At 45.0% G+C, this 17,189-nt stretch carries 21 protein-coding genes; 11 read left to right on the forward strand and 10 right to left on the reverse strand.

Annotation, left to right across the window (positions count from 1 at the left end; all coding sequences use genetic code 11):
* Positions 1-85: 85 nt before the first annotated feature.
* The gene (hisC, locus tag ACFQ1X_RS14885; RefSeq protein ID WP_144839466.1) at positions 86-1,195 is read right to left on the reverse strand and encodes a histidinol-phosphate transaminase; all 1,110 of its coding nucleotides are present in this window, start codon (positions 1,193-1,195) and stop codon (positions 86-88) included.
* 314 nt (positions 1,196-1,509) lie between these two features.
* On the opposite strand from hisC, the gene ACFQ1X_RS14890 reads away from it, so the two are divergent.
* A complete protein-coding gene (locus ACFQ1X_RS14890) occupies positions 1,510-2,250 on the forward strand; it encodes a SurA N-terminal domain-containing protein (protein WP_144839468.1) in 741 nt (246 codons plus the stop codon).
* A gap of 47 nt (positions 2,251-2,297) precedes the next feature.
* Here the strand turns inward: ACFQ1X_RS14890 and ACFQ1X_RS14895 are convergent, their stop codons facing one another.
* Positions 2,298-2,582, reverse strand: a complete 285-nt coding sequence (locus ACFQ1X_RS14895) for a DUF6509 family protein (RefSeq protein ID WP_144839470.1) — start codon at positions 2,580-2,582, stop codon at positions 2,298-2,300.
* A 166-nt stretch (positions 2,583-2,748) separates the two neighbouring features.
* Between ACFQ1X_RS14895 and ACFQ1X_RS14900 the strand changes: the two genes are divergently transcribed.
* The 7 genes from ACFQ1X_RS14900 (at position 2,749) to ACFQ1X_RS14930 (ending at position 8,714) form a co-directional block, all read left to right on the forward strand.
* Positions 2,749-3,396, forward strand: coding sequence for an SDR family oxidoreductase (locus tag ACFQ1X_RS14900; RefSeq protein ID WP_144839472.1), 648 nt, complete (start codon positions 2,749-2,751; stop codon positions 3,394-3,396).
* Positions 3,397-3,470: 74 nt separating this feature from the next.
* Positions 3,471-3,860 carry a nucleotide excision repair endonuclease gene (locus ACFQ1X_RS14905; protein ID WP_379083299.1) on the forward strand — a complete coding sequence of 130 codons (390 nt, stop codon included), beginning with the start codon at positions 3,471-3,473 and terminating at the stop codon, positions 3,858-3,860.
* A 325-nt stretch (positions 3,861-4,185) separates the two neighbouring features.
* Complete coding sequence (locus ACFQ1X_RS14910; protein ID WP_144839476.1) at positions 4,186-5,046, forward strand: dimethylarginine dimethylaminohydrolase family protein; 861 nt, start codon at positions 4,186-4,188, stop codon at positions 5,044-5,046.
* A gap of 154 nt (positions 5,047-5,200) precedes the next feature.
* On the forward strand, positions 5,201-6,472 hold the full coding sequence (locus tag ACFQ1X_RS14915; RefSeq protein WP_379083245.1) for an ABC transporter substrate-binding protein: 1,272 nt from the start codon (positions 5,201-5,203) through the stop codon (positions 6,470-6,472).
* A 3-nt stretch (positions 6,473-6,475) separates the two neighbouring features.
* Positions 6,476-7,351, forward strand: a complete 876-nt coding sequence (locus ACFQ1X_RS14920; RefSeq protein ID WP_144839478.1) for a carbohydrate ABC transporter permease — start codon at positions 6,476-6,478, stop codon at positions 7,349-7,351.
* Positions 7,352-7,365: 14 nt separating this feature from the next.
* Positions 7,366-8,175: a carbohydrate ABC transporter permease gene (locus tag ACFQ1X_RS14925; protein ID WP_379083249.1), complete on the forward strand. Its 810-nt coding sequence runs from the start codon at positions 7,366-7,368 to the stop codon at positions 8,173-8,175.
* Between the two features lie 167 nt (positions 8,176-8,342).
* Positions 8,343-8,714, forward strand: coding sequence for a PaaI family thioesterase (locus tag ACFQ1X_RS14930; protein ID WP_144839480.1), 372 nt, complete (start codon positions 8,343-8,345; stop codon positions 8,712-8,714).
* Positions 8,715-8,806: 92 nt separating this feature from the next.
* Here the strand turns inward: ACFQ1X_RS14930 and ACFQ1X_RS14935 are convergent, their stop codons facing one another.
* From ACFQ1X_RS14935 to ACFQ1X_RS14945, 3 genes are all read right to left on the reverse strand, one after another.
* On the reverse strand, positions 8,807-9,433 hold the full coding sequence (locus ACFQ1X_RS14935; protein WP_144839482.1) for a cell wall hydrolase: 627 nt from the start codon (positions 9,431-9,433) through the stop codon (positions 8,807-8,809).
* A 167-nt stretch (positions 9,434-9,600) separates the two neighbouring features.
* A complete protein-coding gene (locus ACFQ1X_RS14940; protein ID WP_144839484.1) occupies positions 9,601-10,134 on the reverse strand; it encodes a dihydrofolate reductase family protein in 534 nt (177 codons plus the stop codon).
* A 70-nt stretch (positions 10,135-10,204) separates the two neighbouring features.
* A complete protein-coding gene (locus ACFQ1X_RS14945; RefSeq protein ID WP_144839486.1) occupies positions 10,205-10,492 on the reverse strand; it encodes a hypothetical protein in 288 nt (95 codons plus the stop codon).
* 149 nt (positions 10,493-10,641) lie between these two features.
* On the opposite strand from ACFQ1X_RS14945, the gene ACFQ1X_RS14950 reads away from it, so the two are divergent.
* Positions 10,642-11,142: a metallophosphoesterase family protein gene (locus tag ACFQ1X_RS14950; RefSeq protein WP_144839488.1), complete on the forward strand. Its 501-nt coding sequence runs from the start codon at positions 10,642-10,644 to the stop codon at positions 11,140-11,142.
* A 77-nt stretch (positions 11,143-11,219) separates the two neighbouring features.
* On the opposite strand, the gene ACFQ1X_RS14955 is transcribed toward ACFQ1X_RS14950, so the two are convergent.
* Positions 11,220-11,612 (reverse strand): hypothetical protein, encoded by a 393-nt coding sequence (locus ACFQ1X_RS14955; RefSeq protein ID WP_144839490.1) that lies wholly within the window; start codon positions 11,610-11,612, stop codon positions 11,220-11,222.
* Between the two features lie 127 nt (positions 11,613-11,739).
* On the opposite strand from ACFQ1X_RS14955, the gene ACFQ1X_RS14960 reads away from it, so the two are divergent.
* Complete coding sequence (locus ACFQ1X_RS14960) at positions 11,740-12,975, forward strand: DUF3238 domain-containing protein (protein ID WP_379083255.1); 1,236 nt, start codon at positions 11,740-11,742, stop codon at positions 12,973-12,975.
* A gap of 208 nt (positions 12,976-13,183) precedes the next feature.
* Here ACFQ1X_RS14960 and ACFQ1X_RS14965 read toward each other — a convergent pair whose 3' ends face one another.
* From ACFQ1X_RS14965 to ACFQ1X_RS14980, 4 genes are all read right to left on the reverse strand, one after another.
* Positions 13,184-13,582 carry a thiol-disulfide oxidoreductase DCC family protein gene (locus tag ACFQ1X_RS14965; RefSeq protein ID WP_144839492.1) on the reverse strand — a complete coding sequence of 133 codons (399 nt, stop codon included), beginning with the start codon at positions 13,580-13,582 and terminating at the stop codon, positions 13,184-13,186.
* Positions 13,583-13,646: 64 nt separating this feature from the next.
* Positions 13,647-13,997, reverse strand: coding sequence for a nuclear transport factor 2 family protein (locus tag ACFQ1X_RS14970; RefSeq protein WP_144839494.1), 351 nt, complete (start codon positions 13,995-13,997; stop codon positions 13,647-13,649).
* A 120-nt stretch (positions 13,998-14,117) separates the two neighbouring features.
* Complete coding sequence (locus ACFQ1X_RS14975; protein WP_144839496.1) at positions 14,118-14,666, reverse strand: TraR/DksA C4-type zinc finger protein; 549 nt, start codon at positions 14,664-14,666, stop codon at positions 14,118-14,120.
* 68 nt (positions 14,667-14,734) lie between these two features.
* Positions 14,735-15,676 (reverse strand): phosphotransferase family protein, encoded by a 942-nt coding sequence (locus ACFQ1X_RS14980; protein WP_379083260.1) that lies wholly within the window; start codon positions 15,674-15,676, stop codon positions 14,735-14,737.
* A 197-nt stretch (positions 15,677-15,873) separates the two neighbouring features.
* Between ACFQ1X_RS14980 and ACFQ1X_RS14985 the strand changes: the two genes are divergently transcribed.
* Positions 15,874-17,181, forward strand: a complete 1,308-nt coding sequence (locus ACFQ1X_RS14985; RefSeq protein WP_144839497.1) for a cytochrome P450 — start codon at positions 15,874-15,876, stop codon at positions 17,179-17,181.
* Positions 17,182-17,189 lie beyond the last annotated feature (8 nt).

Raw genomic sequence — 17,189 nt, forward strand, 5'->3', positions numbered from 1 at the left:
CCTTCTTTTCCCCTTTACTTCCATCCCATAAACTAACTCAGGAAATCAAAAACCCGGCTTCCCCTTGAGGAAAGCCGGATTTTGATTATGCCAAAGGCGTTAAAATTTCGGTCAAGGCAGTGACGAAAAGATCATTTTCTTCTTCTGTGCCGATCGTTACGCGGATATACTCGGGCAAGCCCCACGTTTTTCCGTAGCGCACGATGATCCCTTGGGCCATCAATTGTCGGTAAATATCTTCCCCATTTGATCCGACTTGGACCAGAATGAAGTTGGCTGTTGTTTCTGTATAGGTAAGTCCCAACTTATCAAAGCTGTTATACAGGAAATCACGCCCTTTTATATTGGCATTGAAGGACGCTTCAACATGTTCCGTATCGGTAATCGCTGCTGCTGCGGCAATTTGGGCCAGCGTATTGACGTTGAACGGCTCTTTCACTTTCAGGATCGATTTGATGATTTCTTCAGACGCGATGCCGAAGCCGATACGGACACCGGCAATTCCGTAGATTTTGGAGAAAGTCTGCAACACAATCACCGGATGGCCGGCGTTCACAAACTCGAGTCCATCCGTGTAATCCTCTTCATCTGCAAATTGGCTGTAGGCGCCGTCGAAAACTACCAATACATCCTTCAGCTTCGCCAATAAATTCTCCATCTGCCCTTTTGAGATGTAGGTGCCGGTCGGATTATTCGGTGAACAAATATAGACGATTTTTGTTTTATCCGTCACTGCTTGGATCAGTTTATCGATGTTGTACTGGAATCCCTCATCGAAAGGCACGGGTTTGACCACAGCTCCCATGATGTGTGCGCCAAAATCATATTCGCTGAACGACGGCGATGGCACAATGATTTCATCCCCCTGTTCAAGGAATGCTTCGGAAATGAGCGTAATCAGCTCGTCCGCACCATTTGTCGTGATGACCTGCTGTTTCTCTACTTTGTATTGTTCAGCGATTGCCTGTCTCAGAACGCTGGCATCCGCATCGGGATAACGATTCAGATCAGCCAGGCTTTCCTGGATGGCTCTGACAGCCTTAGGGGACGGACCCAGCGGATTTTCATTGGACGCCATTTTAATGACGCGATCGAGCCCCAATTCTTTTTGCACTTCCCATATCGGCTTTCCTGGTGAATAGGGTTGGATGATATCAAGGGTTTTGCGGGTTTTAATATTACTGGTATTCGGCATTCAAATTCCTCCATGATCGTAGTGGATGGTACAGTAAATAATTCATTTAGATAAATTAACATAAATACGCCGCTTCGGCGCTGAGAGAATTGCTTAGATATGGAGCAAAACAGCGCAGACGCCCAGGGGACCAAGCTCAGCACGAGCCCCCAGGCAAGCAAGCTGTTTTGCGGAATATCGGCTGATAGAAATCATTAGTTTAATTCATCTATCATATCATCTTTTTACGTCTTCGATAACAAACAAGTATTTGTAACCTTCACACAAATATGGTTTACTTTAACGAGAACCATTTTAAAGAGGAGAATTGCTGGATGAAAAAGATGAAATTTATGGCTTTACCCCTATCGTTGCTCTTGTTATTGGGTGCCTGTTCGGACGACGAGCAAGCGGAGACTGCTGAAGAAACCGCCGCTACGGCTGAATCTGAAGAGAATCCCGAACCTGCTGTCGATACACCGGATACCGACCTTGAACTGCCGGGCGCAGATGAGGTTGTCGCAGTAGTCAATGGTGAAGAGATTAAAGGAACGGTCTATAATAGTGTTGCACGCCAAGTGGAAACCTCGCTTGCCACCCAAGGCAAAAAAGCTACGGATCCTGAAACCCAAGAACAAGTGAAAGAACAGGCAATTTCCGTGATAGTCGGCAATAAGCTTGTAATCCAGGATGCCATTAAAAAAGGGCATGATGTGGATGAAGAAGTTTTGGAGCAGCGTTTTGAAGAACTGAAAAATCAGTTTGAAACTGAAGAACAGATGAACATCTCTCTTGAAAGAACTGGTTTCACTTTGGATGATATGAAACTTGTGATCCGTGATCAGATAATCTATGCGAGTTATCTTGAAGAGGAAATCGAAGGCGTTGAAGTGACGGAAGAAGAGATTGAAGCAGCCTATCAGGGTTATGTGGATTCCACTGAAGGAGAAACCCCTGTATTTGAAGAAATGAGACCAATGATTCTCCAATCATTGGAAGAAATGAACGAAAAACACGCAGTTTACGAGCGCATTGAAGAATTGCGGAATGCGGCTGATATCGAAGTAAAAATTTAAATGATATTAAAAACCTCCAAACCTGATCGGGTTTGGAGGTTTTTTATTTACAGTTGCAGTTTATCGCGGCAGTATGCCTGCACTTCCGCTTCTTCATCATCTTCGAGTGCAAATTCCATTGCTTTGCCGGTTTGCTTGTCCATGAAGTTATAATGGGCGATACGCGCTCCATTTTCGTCAGCAGCCATGATGACGCGCAGGTCCAGGCCGGCTTCCGTGTATAGCTCATCGTCATCATCCACTTCAACTGTCAATAAGAATTCGTACCGGTCACTTTCCATTATGCCCGTTGGATCATTGATTTTGTGAAATGTAAAATCTGTAATTTCCATATGGTCCACCTCCGTCTTGTCTCTATTCTAGCTTGTTCCGCTCTGTTTTAAAAGTTTTAAAGGAAAATGTCTGGTTGAAAAGTGCTGGATATGCTTATACTTTGTTTATTCAATAATATACAGGGAATGGTAATAAAATATTGACAATTAAAGGAGCGGATATTGAATGGATGTTTTAGTAATTGGAGCAAACGGACAAGTTGGAAGAAATATCGTGAAAGAATTGGCTGAAAAAAATCACAACGCTGTAGCGATGGTTCGAAAAGAAGAGCAAAAAGCAAAAATGGAAGAACTCGGAGCAGCCAAAGTGGTGCTGGCCGATTTGGAAGAAGACTTCAGCAATGCTTTCGATGATGTTGATGCGGTGATTTTCGCTGCCGGTTCAGGACCAAAAACGGGAGCCGAAAAAACATTGACCATCGATTTATGGGGCTCTGTAAAAGCAGCCAAATACGCTGAGCAAAAAGGCGTTAAGCGTTTTGTTCAACTTGGTTCTGTCGGTTCGGACAATCCGGATGCGGGTGGCGAAGCAATGAAACCTTATCTCGTTGCCAAACGTACTGCCGATGAAATTCTGCAGGCAACAAATCTTGACTATACCATCGTCCGTCCAGGACCCTTATCTGACGAAGAGAAAACTGGAAAAGTCGAAGTTTCTGCAGAAGGATTCAAATCGTTTGAAGGACGTTCCATTCCCCGCGCGGATGTTGCAAACGTTTTAGTGGAGGTACTGGAACGAAAAAACACTTACGGTAAAGTATTTGAAGTTCTGCAAGGCGAAGAAGGCGCGGAAAACCAATTGGGTTCCGTCTGATATACCAGCCAGAGAGCGGATGGATTTCCGCTCTCTTTTGTGTTAAAATGAGCAATACGATAATAGAGGACGTGATAAATATGATTAATATTCAACCACCAAAAGCGGATGTGACAATTACACAGCGCAAACAGGAAATTACAGGCGACGAAGCGGTCATCAAGCCACTTTATGGTTTCATTGACCTTCATGAAATCCCGCGCGACAAAGGCGGCATCATCCAATTTTTTAACCACAGCGGTGAATTGCTGTTTGTCGGCAAAGCCCGTAAACTGCGTCAGCGTGTGAAAAAGCATTTCGAAGACAATGTTTCACCACTTAAAAATCACCGTGATGAAGTTCACCACATCACGATTTCAATTGTGGAAGATCCGATGGAACGCGAAATTTACGAAACCTACCTGATCAATACACAAAAAGCGAAATACAATGTAGAGAAAGTTTTCTATAAAGAACAGGAATAGAAAAGCGATAACGAGAGATAGGCCGAACTTGTTCGGGCCTATCTCTTGCGACGAAGCTAGCGCAGCGATGCAGGAGCAAAGACAGTATCCGTGCAGGGCACGTCTACTGTCTTCGAAGCTGTTTTGCGCAATATCGGTTTTCATGTTTCTTTCTCAACAAGCTGAGAAACGGCCACCTACTTTGGGTGGCCGTTTTTTTTATTCTTATCCCCCTTCCCCCTCTCTTTTTTTTCAATTCTTTTCCCGATATTCTATTTCCATGTTTTAACCCCCTTCCAAAACGGGAATAGCCCTACTAATAACTAGAAATTTTGGAGGAACTTATATGTCAGCATTCACAAAATCTTCCCCGTCGGCAAAATGTAAAAGCGAATACGACCATTTGCGCCGTGTCCTGCTGTGCCCGCCGGAATATATGGAAATAAGGGACGTTATCAACGATGTCCAGAAGAAATATCAGGATGAGAATATCGATACCGAAAAAGCGATGCAGCAGCATAAGGAGTTTGTTAGGGTATTGCAGCAGGAAGGCGTCGAAACAGATCTATTAGATCCTTCCGAAACATTTCCGGAACAGGTCTTCACCCGGGATATCGGTTTTACAGTCGGTGATACAGTGTATATTGCTGAAATGGCTGCCGAAATAAGGCAAGGTGAAGAAAGTGTCCTGCAGAAATGGCTTAGAAACAATAATTTTAAATCCGAAACCCTTGGCGGCGGCAACCGCGTGGAAGGCGGGGACGTTCTGCTGGACCGGGAGACAGTCTATGTAGGAATCAGCAGCCGCACAAGTAAAAATGCCGTGGAGGATCTGCAGAAGAAACTGCCGGATTCCGAAGTCATTCCGATAAAGTTTGATGAAAAATATCTTCATTTGGATTGCGTCTTCAATATCCTTTCTCCTACGGAGGCATTGATCTATGAAGAAGCACTGGATAAAGAAACGCTCGACATGCTCGCTGAGCGCTATACACTTATCCCTGTCGATGCCGATGAACAATTTGCCCTTGGCACCAATGTCCTTTCCATTGGCGGGCGTCGGGTTTTCAGCCAGCCGCAGAACAGCAAGGTCAATGCACTGATGAGAGCCAATGATTTCCGTGTCATCGAAATCGACTTCTCTGAGATCATCAAATCCGGAGGCGCTTTCCGCTGCTGCACCCTCCCCTTGATCCGGGAACAGTAAAGAATATGAGCACAAGCTTCAAGCTTGTGCTATTTTTATGGGCAATCTGCGAATACTATTAATTAATAATTCTGATTTTTGTATCATTTGCACCAAATTTACGGTATAACAGTAAATAAGAAGAATTATAAACTTATAAAAGGAGGACGTTGAAATGATCAGTAAAAAAGCATCTTTTATGTCGGTATTTCTATTGGTTCCGCTTATTCTGGCTGGCTGTGCGGGCGAAAGTCCCGATGACAGTACGGCGGAAACGGACAGCGATACAGGAGATCGCACACAGATCAGTTTCATCCATTGGCGCGGAGAAGACAAAGAGGTTTTTGATGATATCATCGCCCAGTTCGAAGATGAATTCCCTGAAATCGGTGTTGAGATGAATATTTATCCATCTGAGCAATACCAGGCGACCGGCCAGCGTATGCTGACTGACGGATCCACAGGCGACGTCTTCACTTCTTTCCCTGGCGCTCAATTTGAGGCAATCGCGAACGCCGGCTTTTTTGAAGATCTCAGCGGCGAAGACTTCGTCGGTAATTTTGACGAAAGCCTGATCACTGTTGGCGAAAAGGATGGCCAGCAATTGGCATTGCCTTATCAATTGGTATTTAATATGCCAGTTTATAATAAAGGCATGTTCGACGAACTCGGCCTCGAAGTCCCGAAAAGCTGGAGTGAGTTCCAGGAAATGGCTGACACTCTGCTTGAAAATGATATAACACCGATTGCATTTCCGGGAGCGGACATCGGTCCCAACCAATTCATGAACAGCATGATGATGAATAATGCACCGGACGAAGATGTTTTCGAGAAATTGCAGAACGGAGAAGAATCGCTGACCAACGAATGGTGGGTAAAAACTCTGGAGGATTTCCAGCTTCTTGAGCAAAACGGCTATATTCAGCCGGATGCCCTCGGCACAAGCCAGGATTCAGCTATGGCAATGGTGGCAAATGAGGAAGCCGCGATGCTGGCGACCGGCTCCTATCATATGGCGTCACTTCTCGAATTGAATCCGGATCTTGAACTCGATTTACTGGCCCCGATTACCGTGGAAGAAAGTGAAGCCCAATATGAAGGCATCAATACCGCGACTTTCATGTTGGCGATCAACAGCAATTCCGAGAAAAAAGAACAGGCAAAAGAATTTATCCGTTTCCTCAGCAGACCGGAAATCGCTTCGCAATACGCCAATGAAACTGGCCAGCACTTGACCGTAAACGACGTGGAATACGAATCTGAAGTCCTGCAAAACACCGCTTATTGGATCGATGAGAGAACAACTCGGTTCCAGCCCCGGTTCCTGATTACAAATGCACAGATTGAAGCAGCGGTCCTGAGTTCGATTGAAAACGTCCTTGGAGGGGCTGAACCAATGGAAGCAGCGGAAGAAGCACAGCAGATTGTCGATGAAAACAGGGAATAATGGATGAAGATTCCGAAGACAATCTACCTATTCTTTTTACCGGGGCTTCTTCTTTACAGTATTTTTTTCCTGTATCCAACGGTCAGTGCCTTGTTCTATTCTTTCACTGATTGGGACGGACTAAGTGATACTTTCCAATTCGTCGGAACTGGAAATTACGAACGTGCGCTGACAGGTGATTCTATTTTCAGGAAAACCGTCGGCAATAATCTGAAATTCATGTTGATGGTCGTGGTTTTCCAAACCCTTGCGGCTCTCGTTTTTGCTTTGATTGTCCTGAAAAACACGAAAACCAACTTATTTTTACGGGCCCTTTATTTCTTCCCGACAATTCTTTCTTCGGTTTCTGTCGCGTTTATCTGGTCATTCATTTATGATCCGTCTCTTGGTATCCTGAATCAGATTCTGGGATTGCTGGGCCTTGATTTTCTCCAGCAGAATTGGCTCGGCAATTCCGATATCGCCATTTATTCATTGGCAATCACGCAAATCTGGTTTCATGCCGGACAGATGCTGATCATTTTTGTTGCTGGTCTGCAAGCGATACCCGAAGATTTATACGAAGTGGCCAAAATTGAAGGAGCCAGCAGATGGCAGACGTTCCGCAAAGTCACCTGGCCGTTGCTCGCGCCTTCAGCCACCATCGTTATCGCGTATACGACGATTCAATCATTCAAAGCATTTGACCTCGTCTTTGCAATGACGGGAGGCGGGCCGAATAATTCGACAGAAATCATTGCGACCTATATTTTCGATGTGGCCTTCCGAAGTTATAATTTCGGCTATGCCAGCTCCATATCGGTGCTGTTCATGATCATCATCGCGGTTATTACGTTCCTGCAATTCAAAGCATTGCGTTCTGATCGCATCTCTTATTAGAAGGAGGGGATTTTTTGTTATTCCGAAAATTTTCATTGGCAGTTTATGCTTTATTGATCTTGATTCCACTGCTGATGGTGGCCCTCACTTCTGTTAAGACATTGCAGGAGACTTTCCGTGATCCGCTCGGCCTGCCGGATGATGGCTTCCAGTTCAGCAATTACACCGCTATCTTCCAGGAACAGACGATGGCCGGCTATTTTATCAACAGCTCCATCGTCACTTTATTCTCGGTTTTATTTACCCTGTTTTTTGCATCCCTGATTGCTTTCGGCATCAGCCGATTGAATAATTGGATAGGCAATATCCTTTTCGGCTTATTTACACTCGGCATGATGGTACCGGCCCAGGTCAATATGGTGCCTTTATATTCACTCATGCTGGATCTGAATTTGACAAACAGCCTTCTTGGCCTGATTCTCGTCAATATTGCCGTCACCTTGCCCATTGCTGTGTTTATCCTCACAGGCTTTATGAAAACGCTACCGAGGGAATTATTCGAAGCCTCGACGATAGATGGAGCCGGAAACTGGCAGACGTACAGAAAAGTGGCTTTGCCGCTTTCCCTGCCTTCCCTTTCTGCGACGGCCATTTTTCTTTTCGTGATGCATTGGAATGACTTGCTTTACCCCCTCCTTTTCATCACGGATAATGCATATAAAACGCTGCCGCTTGCATTGCTCGAATTCCAGGGTCAATATTCAACTAATTACCCGATGCTGTTCACCGGCGTCATCATTGCTTCAGCTCCAATGGTCATCGCCTATGTGTTTCTGCAGCGATTCTTTGTGGCCGGCATGACCGCCGGCGCCTTAAAGGGCTGAAAAAAATATTTCGCAACATAAAAAATGCCGGCTTGCCCTTTTATGGGTGCCGGCATTTTTTGGTTTTATTGTCAAAAGGAAGCGATCAACAGGAAAAAGGATTCCAGGGTTCATAAGGCGAATTAACATTTACAGAGAGTTTAGAAGCGTTGAAGGAGGTTCCATCCATGTTCATCCGCCAGCCGTTTGATGAATTCCTTGAAATGGAATACGAGCGCACGACAGAAAATAGTGTGAAAGTGACCTTGCCGATCAAAGAATTGTATATCGACAGTGCAGGACTTATCCACGGGGGCATTATTTCCACTCTTGCCGAAGTCGCTTTGTGCAATACGGTCGCTCCAGATGAACAGGGCCGGCAGCAGGCCGTTACTGTAGATTTGAATGTGACCTTCTTAAAAAGCAGCAACTCTGCCATTTTGACTGCCCGGGCTTTTGCAGTCAAAGAAGGCCGAAATCTGATTCATGCCGACTGCCTGATCTACGATGATGAAGACCACGTCATCACCAAGGCCAAAGCGGTGCTGTTCAATAAATAAATAAATGGACGGCACCTGCTGGATTTTTTGACAGAAAAATAGACCACCCTGAAGTGGTCTTTTCTCTGTGTTCATTTCGGAATAATGATTATTTATTCCGCGAAGAAATGGCGGCCGATTTGGGTGAGGACTGTTCTGGAGAAAATCCAGTCATCACTGACACCGGCTGGATTGTAATAGAACACCGCTCCCATGGTCGGATCTTCTCCCTTCATCGCTTCTTTTACTGCGTCATAGGAGCTTTTGGTCGGCGTCAGCAAGTATTGGTCATCGTTCACGGCTGTAAAAGCATTGCGCTGGAAAATGACTTCTTCCGTGCTGTCCGGAAAACCGGAAGCTTCAATACGGTTCAATATGACCGCTGCTACGCCCACTTGCCCGATGAAGCTTTCCCCACGGGCTTCGCCGTGCACTATTTTCGCCATCATTTCGACATTTTCAAGCTTCATTTCCGTCATCGGACCGACTATACCGGTTGGGGGGAGTCCATAATCTTCCTGGAAGCGGGTCACCGCATTACTGGTAACGAAATTAAAATAACCCGTTACGTCTTCATCGTAATATCCCATGCGATCTAATTGTTCGCGAATTTCTTCCCCATTTTCTATTCCTGGCCCCGAAATTCTGTGCTGAGCTGCACTTGCCTCACTCAGAGGCAGACATAAAAAAGCCACGGCCATAACCGCGCCACTCACTATATTCTGGTTAAGTATATTCATAATTCCTCTCCATTCTGAAAAACTTTCCTTCTTTTACTATTACAACCGGAAAATTTTGCTTACTGAGTAAGAATTCCCTGTGAAAATAGTTCTAAACATTTTATTTTTATTGCACAGAAACCTGCCCTTGTAATCCATCCGTTCTAATTGGCAGGCATTCTTTGTCCTCATTTCAATTCATAGTGCAATTGGGCGAACTCACCGTACCGTTTCACGTCTCTAAGTTTAAACTCCGTCGTGAGTAAAGATTTTTGAAACAAAGGAATTCCGCTGCCGATCGTTACAGGAGCGATGGAAATTATAAACTCATCAATCAGGCCGGCTTCTAAAAAACCAGCCAATAATTTAGATCCGCCAATGACCCATATATTTTTGCCGGGACTGCTTTTAAGTTTTTCGGCAAAAACAGGTATGTCCATATCCGTAAATTCAACATTTTCCGGAGATGCCTGCGGGGGAGTATGAGTGTATACATACGTTTTGATCCCCTCATAAGGGTATTCCCCATTTTCGAATTCCATTACCCAGTCATATGTTCTGCGTCCCATGACTACCGTATCAATAGTCTCCATGAACTCTGCATAACCCGCATCGCCCTCGCCATCGATTTTGAAAAGCCAATCCAGCGAATCATCTTCTGTAGCGATATACCCATCAAGACTTTCAGCAATATAACAGACGATTTTTCGATTATTTTCCACAGATCACGCCTCCCGTTAATGAAAGCTTCTGGTTCGGAATGCTGGCCATCAAACGGCTTTCAGCAATCCACTATCTTCCCGTGCCGTGTTCTTTCAATTCCCGATGTGTTTGGGGAAATCCATTCGCCTGCCACTCTGAACGGAATGCTGAATCCAATTGGCTCAGGCCTTTCTCTGCGTCATCCACATCTGCATTGACACTTTCTTCCTGGTCCACTGTCACACTATTGCGCATATCATTATCTTCATAAACCCAAACTTTCTTACCGCTCTTTTTTCTGATGCTGTTGAACAGAACAATACCTCCTGCAAAGGCTGTTCCTGCAAATATCATTTTATTAAGGTTTCTTTTATTCATCTGAATCCCTCCAAGAATTTCATAAGGCTGTAATATGTATTTTCCCTTTTTGTTCAACTTTAACCATTTCATTTATGTGTCTTCTATTTAGACTATGTTTCCCGTCTTTGATAACATGATGTAAATTCCATTTGGAGGAGGCAATACTTTTGAAAAAAGTCATTATTTTGTCTGATACACATATACCCGCTCGCGCCAGTCAGCTGCCCAAAATTCTGGTGGATGCCTGCCAGGATGCGGACTTGATCATCCACGCAGGAGACTGGCAGGTACTGGACGTGTTTTTCGAACTCTCCGCCTATGCTGAAACTGTTGGTGTTGCAGGCAACGTAGACCCTTGGGAAATTGTCGACCGTTTTGGAAAAAAGAAAATTCTCACCGTGGAAAATCTGAAAATCGGAGTTATTCATGGGGACGGCATACGCAGTACGACGGAACAGCGTGCTTTGGAGGCTTTTGCCGAAGATGAAGTGGACCTGATCATTTTTGGTCATTCCCATACCCCCTTAATGAGACAGGAAGCCGGGGTCACACTCTTCAATCCCGGTTCGCCCACTGATAAACGGCGTCAGCAGCAATATTCATTTGGCATTCTGGAGATCGGCGAAGAATGGCATTTGCAGCATATCTTTTTTGATAAAGATCAATAATTCATTAATAAAACCGGACCTCCTTTTGTGGAGGGTCCGGTTTTTAATAAGCTATTTAGCCGCAAGGCAATAAAACATCATCGTTCCGTTTTCTCAGTCAATAAAGCCTCATCTTTTAAATTTTTGCAATGTATTTTAAGGAAGCGAATGAATTCCTTGGTGTTCCCTCGTGAAATATAGGACATCTCCAAATAATCACCGTCAATCAGCAGGATGTTCATTTTTACTGTACCGTCCAATTCAGCCTCGAGTCCTTCCACTTCTCTGATAGGCACCTCAATCAACCGTGATTCTTCATTACTTCCTCCACTTTTGAAAAATAATGATTCTTCATTGACTGCGAGCAAACCTTTAAAGCCGTCAACGAGGTCAGAGCGGCTCGTCCGGAAGATACCGAAAATCCAATGTGTAATCGAAGCGTTTGACATGCTTTCTTCTAACTCTTTCAGCAACTTTGTCGGATGTGCCATCTAAACGCCCCCCGTTTTTATCTTCTCTTTTAGTATACAGGGAGTCCCTTTTGAAAAAGTGTTTTATTTCTGTTACAAATGTTTCATTATTACTAATTTATGGTTCGAAAAATTTGGATTTGGGGTATTGAAGAAAAAATCTGATAGCGAAAGGTTGATTTTGCCGATGCGTATGGAATTGGAATTACTGGAACAGACTGAAACCACTATTTTTTTCATCTGGTCAAATACCGGCGGAACTTACCGGGTCGAACGGGATGGAAAGTTAATATACAACGGAACAGATAATTCGATAAAAGATGAAAATCTGACACCAGGGGAATTATATATTTATACAGTCGAGCGGCTGGACCTTGAAGATAATGTGATCGAACGTCTCAAATTGCAGACTGGCACCGAAAATTATCAGGATGATTTTATCAATCGCCTACAGCAAATTACAGTGAGCACCATTATTTCCGAATCAAAAACTGCTATCGCCTGGGGCTCAATTGATGGAATTTTGAGCTTCGATATTTACCGCGACGGCGAACTGCTGGGAACTACTGAAAAAAATCAGTTCACCGACAAAACAGCCGAGAAGGATAAAGCTTATACCTATTGGATACAGGGCAAGCGGCCGCTGGAAAAATCTGAAGAGACAATGAAAAATGGAAAATCGGTGCTGGCGACATTTTTCGGCATGGCCAATGTCAAATCCACACAGGTAAAAGCTTCTAATGAAGAATTCTGGATCATCAAACGCGTTGCCAGCCGGAAAGCTCTTCTCCGAGAGCTCCCGACGGAAAAAGCCAGGATTGGACAGCCTGAATGGCAGCTGCGCTACCTCACTTTTCTTTCTGAAGAATTTCTCCCGAATCCAAGCCCTTTATCTTTGAACCGCTTTTTCAAGGGGGATAACCGCAGTTTTGATCCGGAAGCAAAGGAATACCGAACACGGGTCGATTTGAATATCCGGTTTCAGGAAGAAGGAGCTTCAGTGGATTGCTCCAAAGACGTGGGAACGACAATCGCCTATGATTGGCGCAAGAAATTCCGCAAAGCCGATGTTGCTTCTTCTGATGGCATTGAATTGAAGGAAGTTAAAGAAGACAACCATAAGGTGGCGATTGATTTAAAACATTCAGTTAGCAACCCTTTAGTTTCTTCTCCGAATATCGATTATCAGATTGCTGCCAACTTTTATCGAGTCGGTATCTACGATATTATCGGCATCCACGACCAGGCCCCCAATCATGAAGTCTATTTGAAAAGCGGGAGCGATGCTGAGTGGGGGCAAATCCACGAAGCGGAAGACAAAGGTTTATCATGGATGGCCGGCCCCATCGCCTGCCAGTATTGGCGGATATCTAATTTTGAATAAGAAATGCGACAGCGCCCGTTAAGCTCTGAAAGGCATAAGACGATTTGGCGAAGCGGCGTCCTTTCAGCCGCACAGCCAAAGTGGCTTATGACCCGAAGAGCTGGGCCGCTGGAGTCTGGACACAGAAATGCGACATAGAAAAACGCAAGCTAACCCAAAAAGGGCCGGTAACGAAAAGCAATCGCTCCTCCGTTACCGGCCCTGATTTTTATTTGTCCAAAAACCGTTTTCGTATATGTGGCGGCGGCAGCATACAACTGTCCAATTTGCCGAAAACCTTATAGCGGTTGTTGGCAATGACATCATATGCCCCATCGCGAAGAACTGCTGGAAATGGACGCAAGTGGTAAGCCAGCTTCCATAAGCCGGTTAAATGATGGGAAATCCGAAGCGCACCTTCAGATTTAACAAAAGCTTCTCCATTTTCTATAAGAATCAGACTGTCGACATCGTCCGGTATATTGTGTTCACGGGACAGCTTCTCCCCAACTTCGCTTTGCAGCGAAGCAAACTGGAAATAGCCGGCCGGGTCGTGATTGATGATGAATTGGACACTCGAGTCACAAAAATTGCAATCACCATCAAACAGCACGATTGCATGTTCCATTGTCTTTTCCTCCTCTGCAAAACGTCTTGACTCTATTAATATCCTTTCTCATTTTTCTTAAACCCTACCGTTCCGCTATAGTTCCTTGATGAAAAAACAACTTCCAGCCTGTCGGGCGCTTTTTCCATACAGAGCTGCGATTCGTATTGCGGCCGGTTGTTCTATTTTCGATCCGGTAGGTTGTAAGAACCGCCTCGTCCCCCAACACATGCATTTTGAAACCGCTTAGCACCATATCGTCCGGTGCCAGTGGACGATCCCCATCAAGCTCCGACCGCAATATCACTCCCCCGCTGCTGCCGAATTCATAAAACTCATCGTCCAGCACTTGAGCCAGTTTTGCACCTGATATACGCACATCCGATGAAATATGTTGATGTTCCAACTCATAAATCTCTTCTTCCAATTTGTTCATACAGCATCCCACCTTGTTTTATTTCCCGGGAAATATCGTGCATTTCTTCCTGATAAACTAAACAATACCCTTTAATCATACAAAAGGGAATGCCCCGGCATAATTATACCGGGGCATTTCCTATTCTTTGTCGTTCTCCTTTTCACCATCGTAGAAATCTTTCATTTTTTCGTCATCACCAGGCTGGTCCTGGGGGCCGTCAGAAGATCCAAAGTCTTCCACATCTTCAAAGCTGTCATTAAAATCACGAATTCTTCCATCCTCTTTTTCAACCGGCTGGCCAGTTGCCCCCTGTAATACATCCTCTTCGACAGGGCGGCTCTCCATGTCCAATTCATGATCTGCATGGTCAATGCACGTTAACGCAGTCGGGAGAGCTTCCATTCGTTCAAAAGGTATCTCTTTACCGCAAACAGCACATTTCCCATAAGTTCCTTCTTCCATTGCTGCCAGCGCAGCTTTAATGTCGTCTATTTCTTCTTCCTTAAACTGTGTCAATGCCATGCCCCTCTCCTGATCAAAAAGATCGGTGGCATTATCTGCCGGATGATTATCATAATTTGAAAGCTCTGTTCTTTCAAATTCTTCTGTATGTTCTACACGATCTTCAAGCGTTTCTAATTGGTCAGTCAATTGTTTCTTCAATTGTTTCATCTGTTGGTCTGTCATCGTGATTCCTCCTCAAAAAACTACTTGTTCTGTATATTTCCTAATTGAGGGAAATCAAACCTGTCCAATCAATTGTCAAAGCGTTCCAGCAAACTCAGTAAATATTCATCCAGCCGATGGCGAATCAGTTCATCCGACAAACCTTTCATGCCGAGTTCACTCCAACCCACGTAAACTTTAGGCAAGCCGTCGAGCGTATCTGCCAAAGCCAACAGGTCCCAATATGAATCGTATTGGAAGTCTTCACCTGCCTGGCTGATATATGCTTCCAGGAATTCATCTGCTGTTGAGACACCAAACAATTGAGCGAGATTGACACGGCAATGGCCGATATCGACTCCTGCTGGACCCCGGCAGGCATTGACCCAGTCAACAACTCCGGTTAATTCATCATCTTGCCATAGAATATTACCTGGGTGGTAATCCCGGTGAATAAAACAATAAGCTGATTGCGGCCTTACTCCAGCCACTATAAAAAAAGCACGCATCCAGTCATTCGGAAATTTTGACCATAGAGGCTTTTCCAACCTCAACGCATCGTTGTAGGAAAAGTACTCATAATTGAGATTTTCAGCTTTTTGCTGATGGATCTTCACCAGCGCAGCGGCCATCCCTGTCAGCCATGACTCCATATTAGCCGGTTGTAAAATGGTTTTGCCCGGCAGTTTTGTCATCAGTACTGCCGGCATTCCACATCTTTCTCCGGTTTCGTCATAAGCTATAAGGGTGGGAGACGGAATTTTTGATTGTGCCGCCTGCTGCAGGCTTTCGCTTTCATGCTTCGCCAGATCCGGTTCCATTTCCAGCCAATCTTTTTTATGGAAAAGACGCAAGATAACGTTCTCTTGGAAGCTTTCCTGTTCAAAAGGAATTTCGAACACTAGAGACGACGTACCGCCCAGCAGTTTTTGGATCCTGTCCCTATTAACCCGTTTACCCAAAATCTCTTCTATCCATTCAATCGTTTCTGTTGTCAATTCAGGATTCATCGGATAACTGATCTTACCCACCGCCTTCTAAAAATAAATGATTTACATATATTTTACATCTTATAACACATTATCGCCGACTTCACTTCACAGCCATCACCCGACCTTGCCCGCGTTTAGATGAAGAACAGAAGGGTATGCCTTTTATAAATGATTTCAACGTGAATTTTGAACCATTCGCCGCCATTAGGATCATATTGAGGGAGGAATAGAAATACATGAGAGTGAAAAAACCGATTCCGAAAACAAAAGAGCTCGACAGCACCCTGTCTTTGATCAATGAAGGTTTCGACTTTCTGCCAAGCCGCAGGAAAGAGCTACAATCCGATATTTTTGAAACTCGTTTATTAGGAAAAAAATCGCTTTGTATAGCCGGAGAAGAAGCGGCGGCGGTGTTTTATGACAATAAATATTTTAAACGAAAAGGTGCGGCGCCCAAGCCTTTGAAGAAGACCCTTTTGGGCGAAGGCGGAATCCATGGCCGCGATGGTGAAGACCACCATCATCAAAAGCGGATGTTCCTTTCAATGATGACCCCTGAAAGACTGGAAGATATGAAACGTCTCGCAATTGAAGAGCTTGACCGCAAAGCTTCCGAATGGGAAGGGATGGAGCAAGTCCTTCTGCTCGACGAAATTGAAGAAGTTCTGGCGCGCTCTGTTATGAATTGGGCCGGACTTCCGCTGAAAGAAAGCGAAGTGAAGCAGCGAACGCAGGAACTGGTCGCTATGGTGGACTCTTTCGGCGGCTCGCTGACACGCTTTAAAGAAGGGGCGGAAGCACGCAAAAGCCACGAGGCCTGGTTGAAGGGCATCATCACTGACATTCGGGAGCGTGTTTATTCCCCGCCATCTTACACCCCAGCTTATATCGTAGCGATGCAGAAAACACCAGAAGGCAAATTTCTGGACCTCGAGGTGGCAGCCGTCGATTTGAACAATGCCTACAGACCGATTATCGCGGCAGCTTACCTGATCGTTTTCGGAGCTCTGGCAATCCACGAATATCCGGAAATGAAGGCGAAGCTGCAGGCCGATGAAAATAATTTCAGCAAGCTGTTCGCACAGGAAGTACGCCGTTATTATCCGTTCGCACCGGCGATGGCAGCAAAAGCGAACCGCGATTTTGTTTGGCACGGCTACCATGTCAAAGAAGGAATGCTTGTGGTTCTTGATCTGTTCGGCACCAATCGCCATCCTGACCTTTGGGACAATGCGGATGAATTTATTCCTGAGCGCTTTGCAGATTGGAAAGGCAGCCCCTTCGCCTTTGTTCCACAAGGCGGCGGCCACCATCACGCCGGGCACCGCTGCGCCGGCGAGTGGATGACGGTTATGGTAATGCAATCGTTCTTTAAATACCTGACAGAAAATATTAGTTATAAGGTTCCTGAACAGGATTTGAGTTACGATATGGCACGTATGCCGACTATGCCAAAAAGCCGTTTTATCATAAGTGACGTCATGAAAATCCGTCAGTCACCGGAAAATATTATCAAGTACCGCCACAGCCAGACGGTCATGTAATCAAGTCA

The sequence above is a fragment of the Metaplanococcus flavidus genome, assembly GCF_042675885.1.
Classification (GTDB): domain Bacteria; phylum Bacillota; class Bacilli; order Bacillales_A; family Planococcaceae; genus Planococcus; species Planococcus flavidus.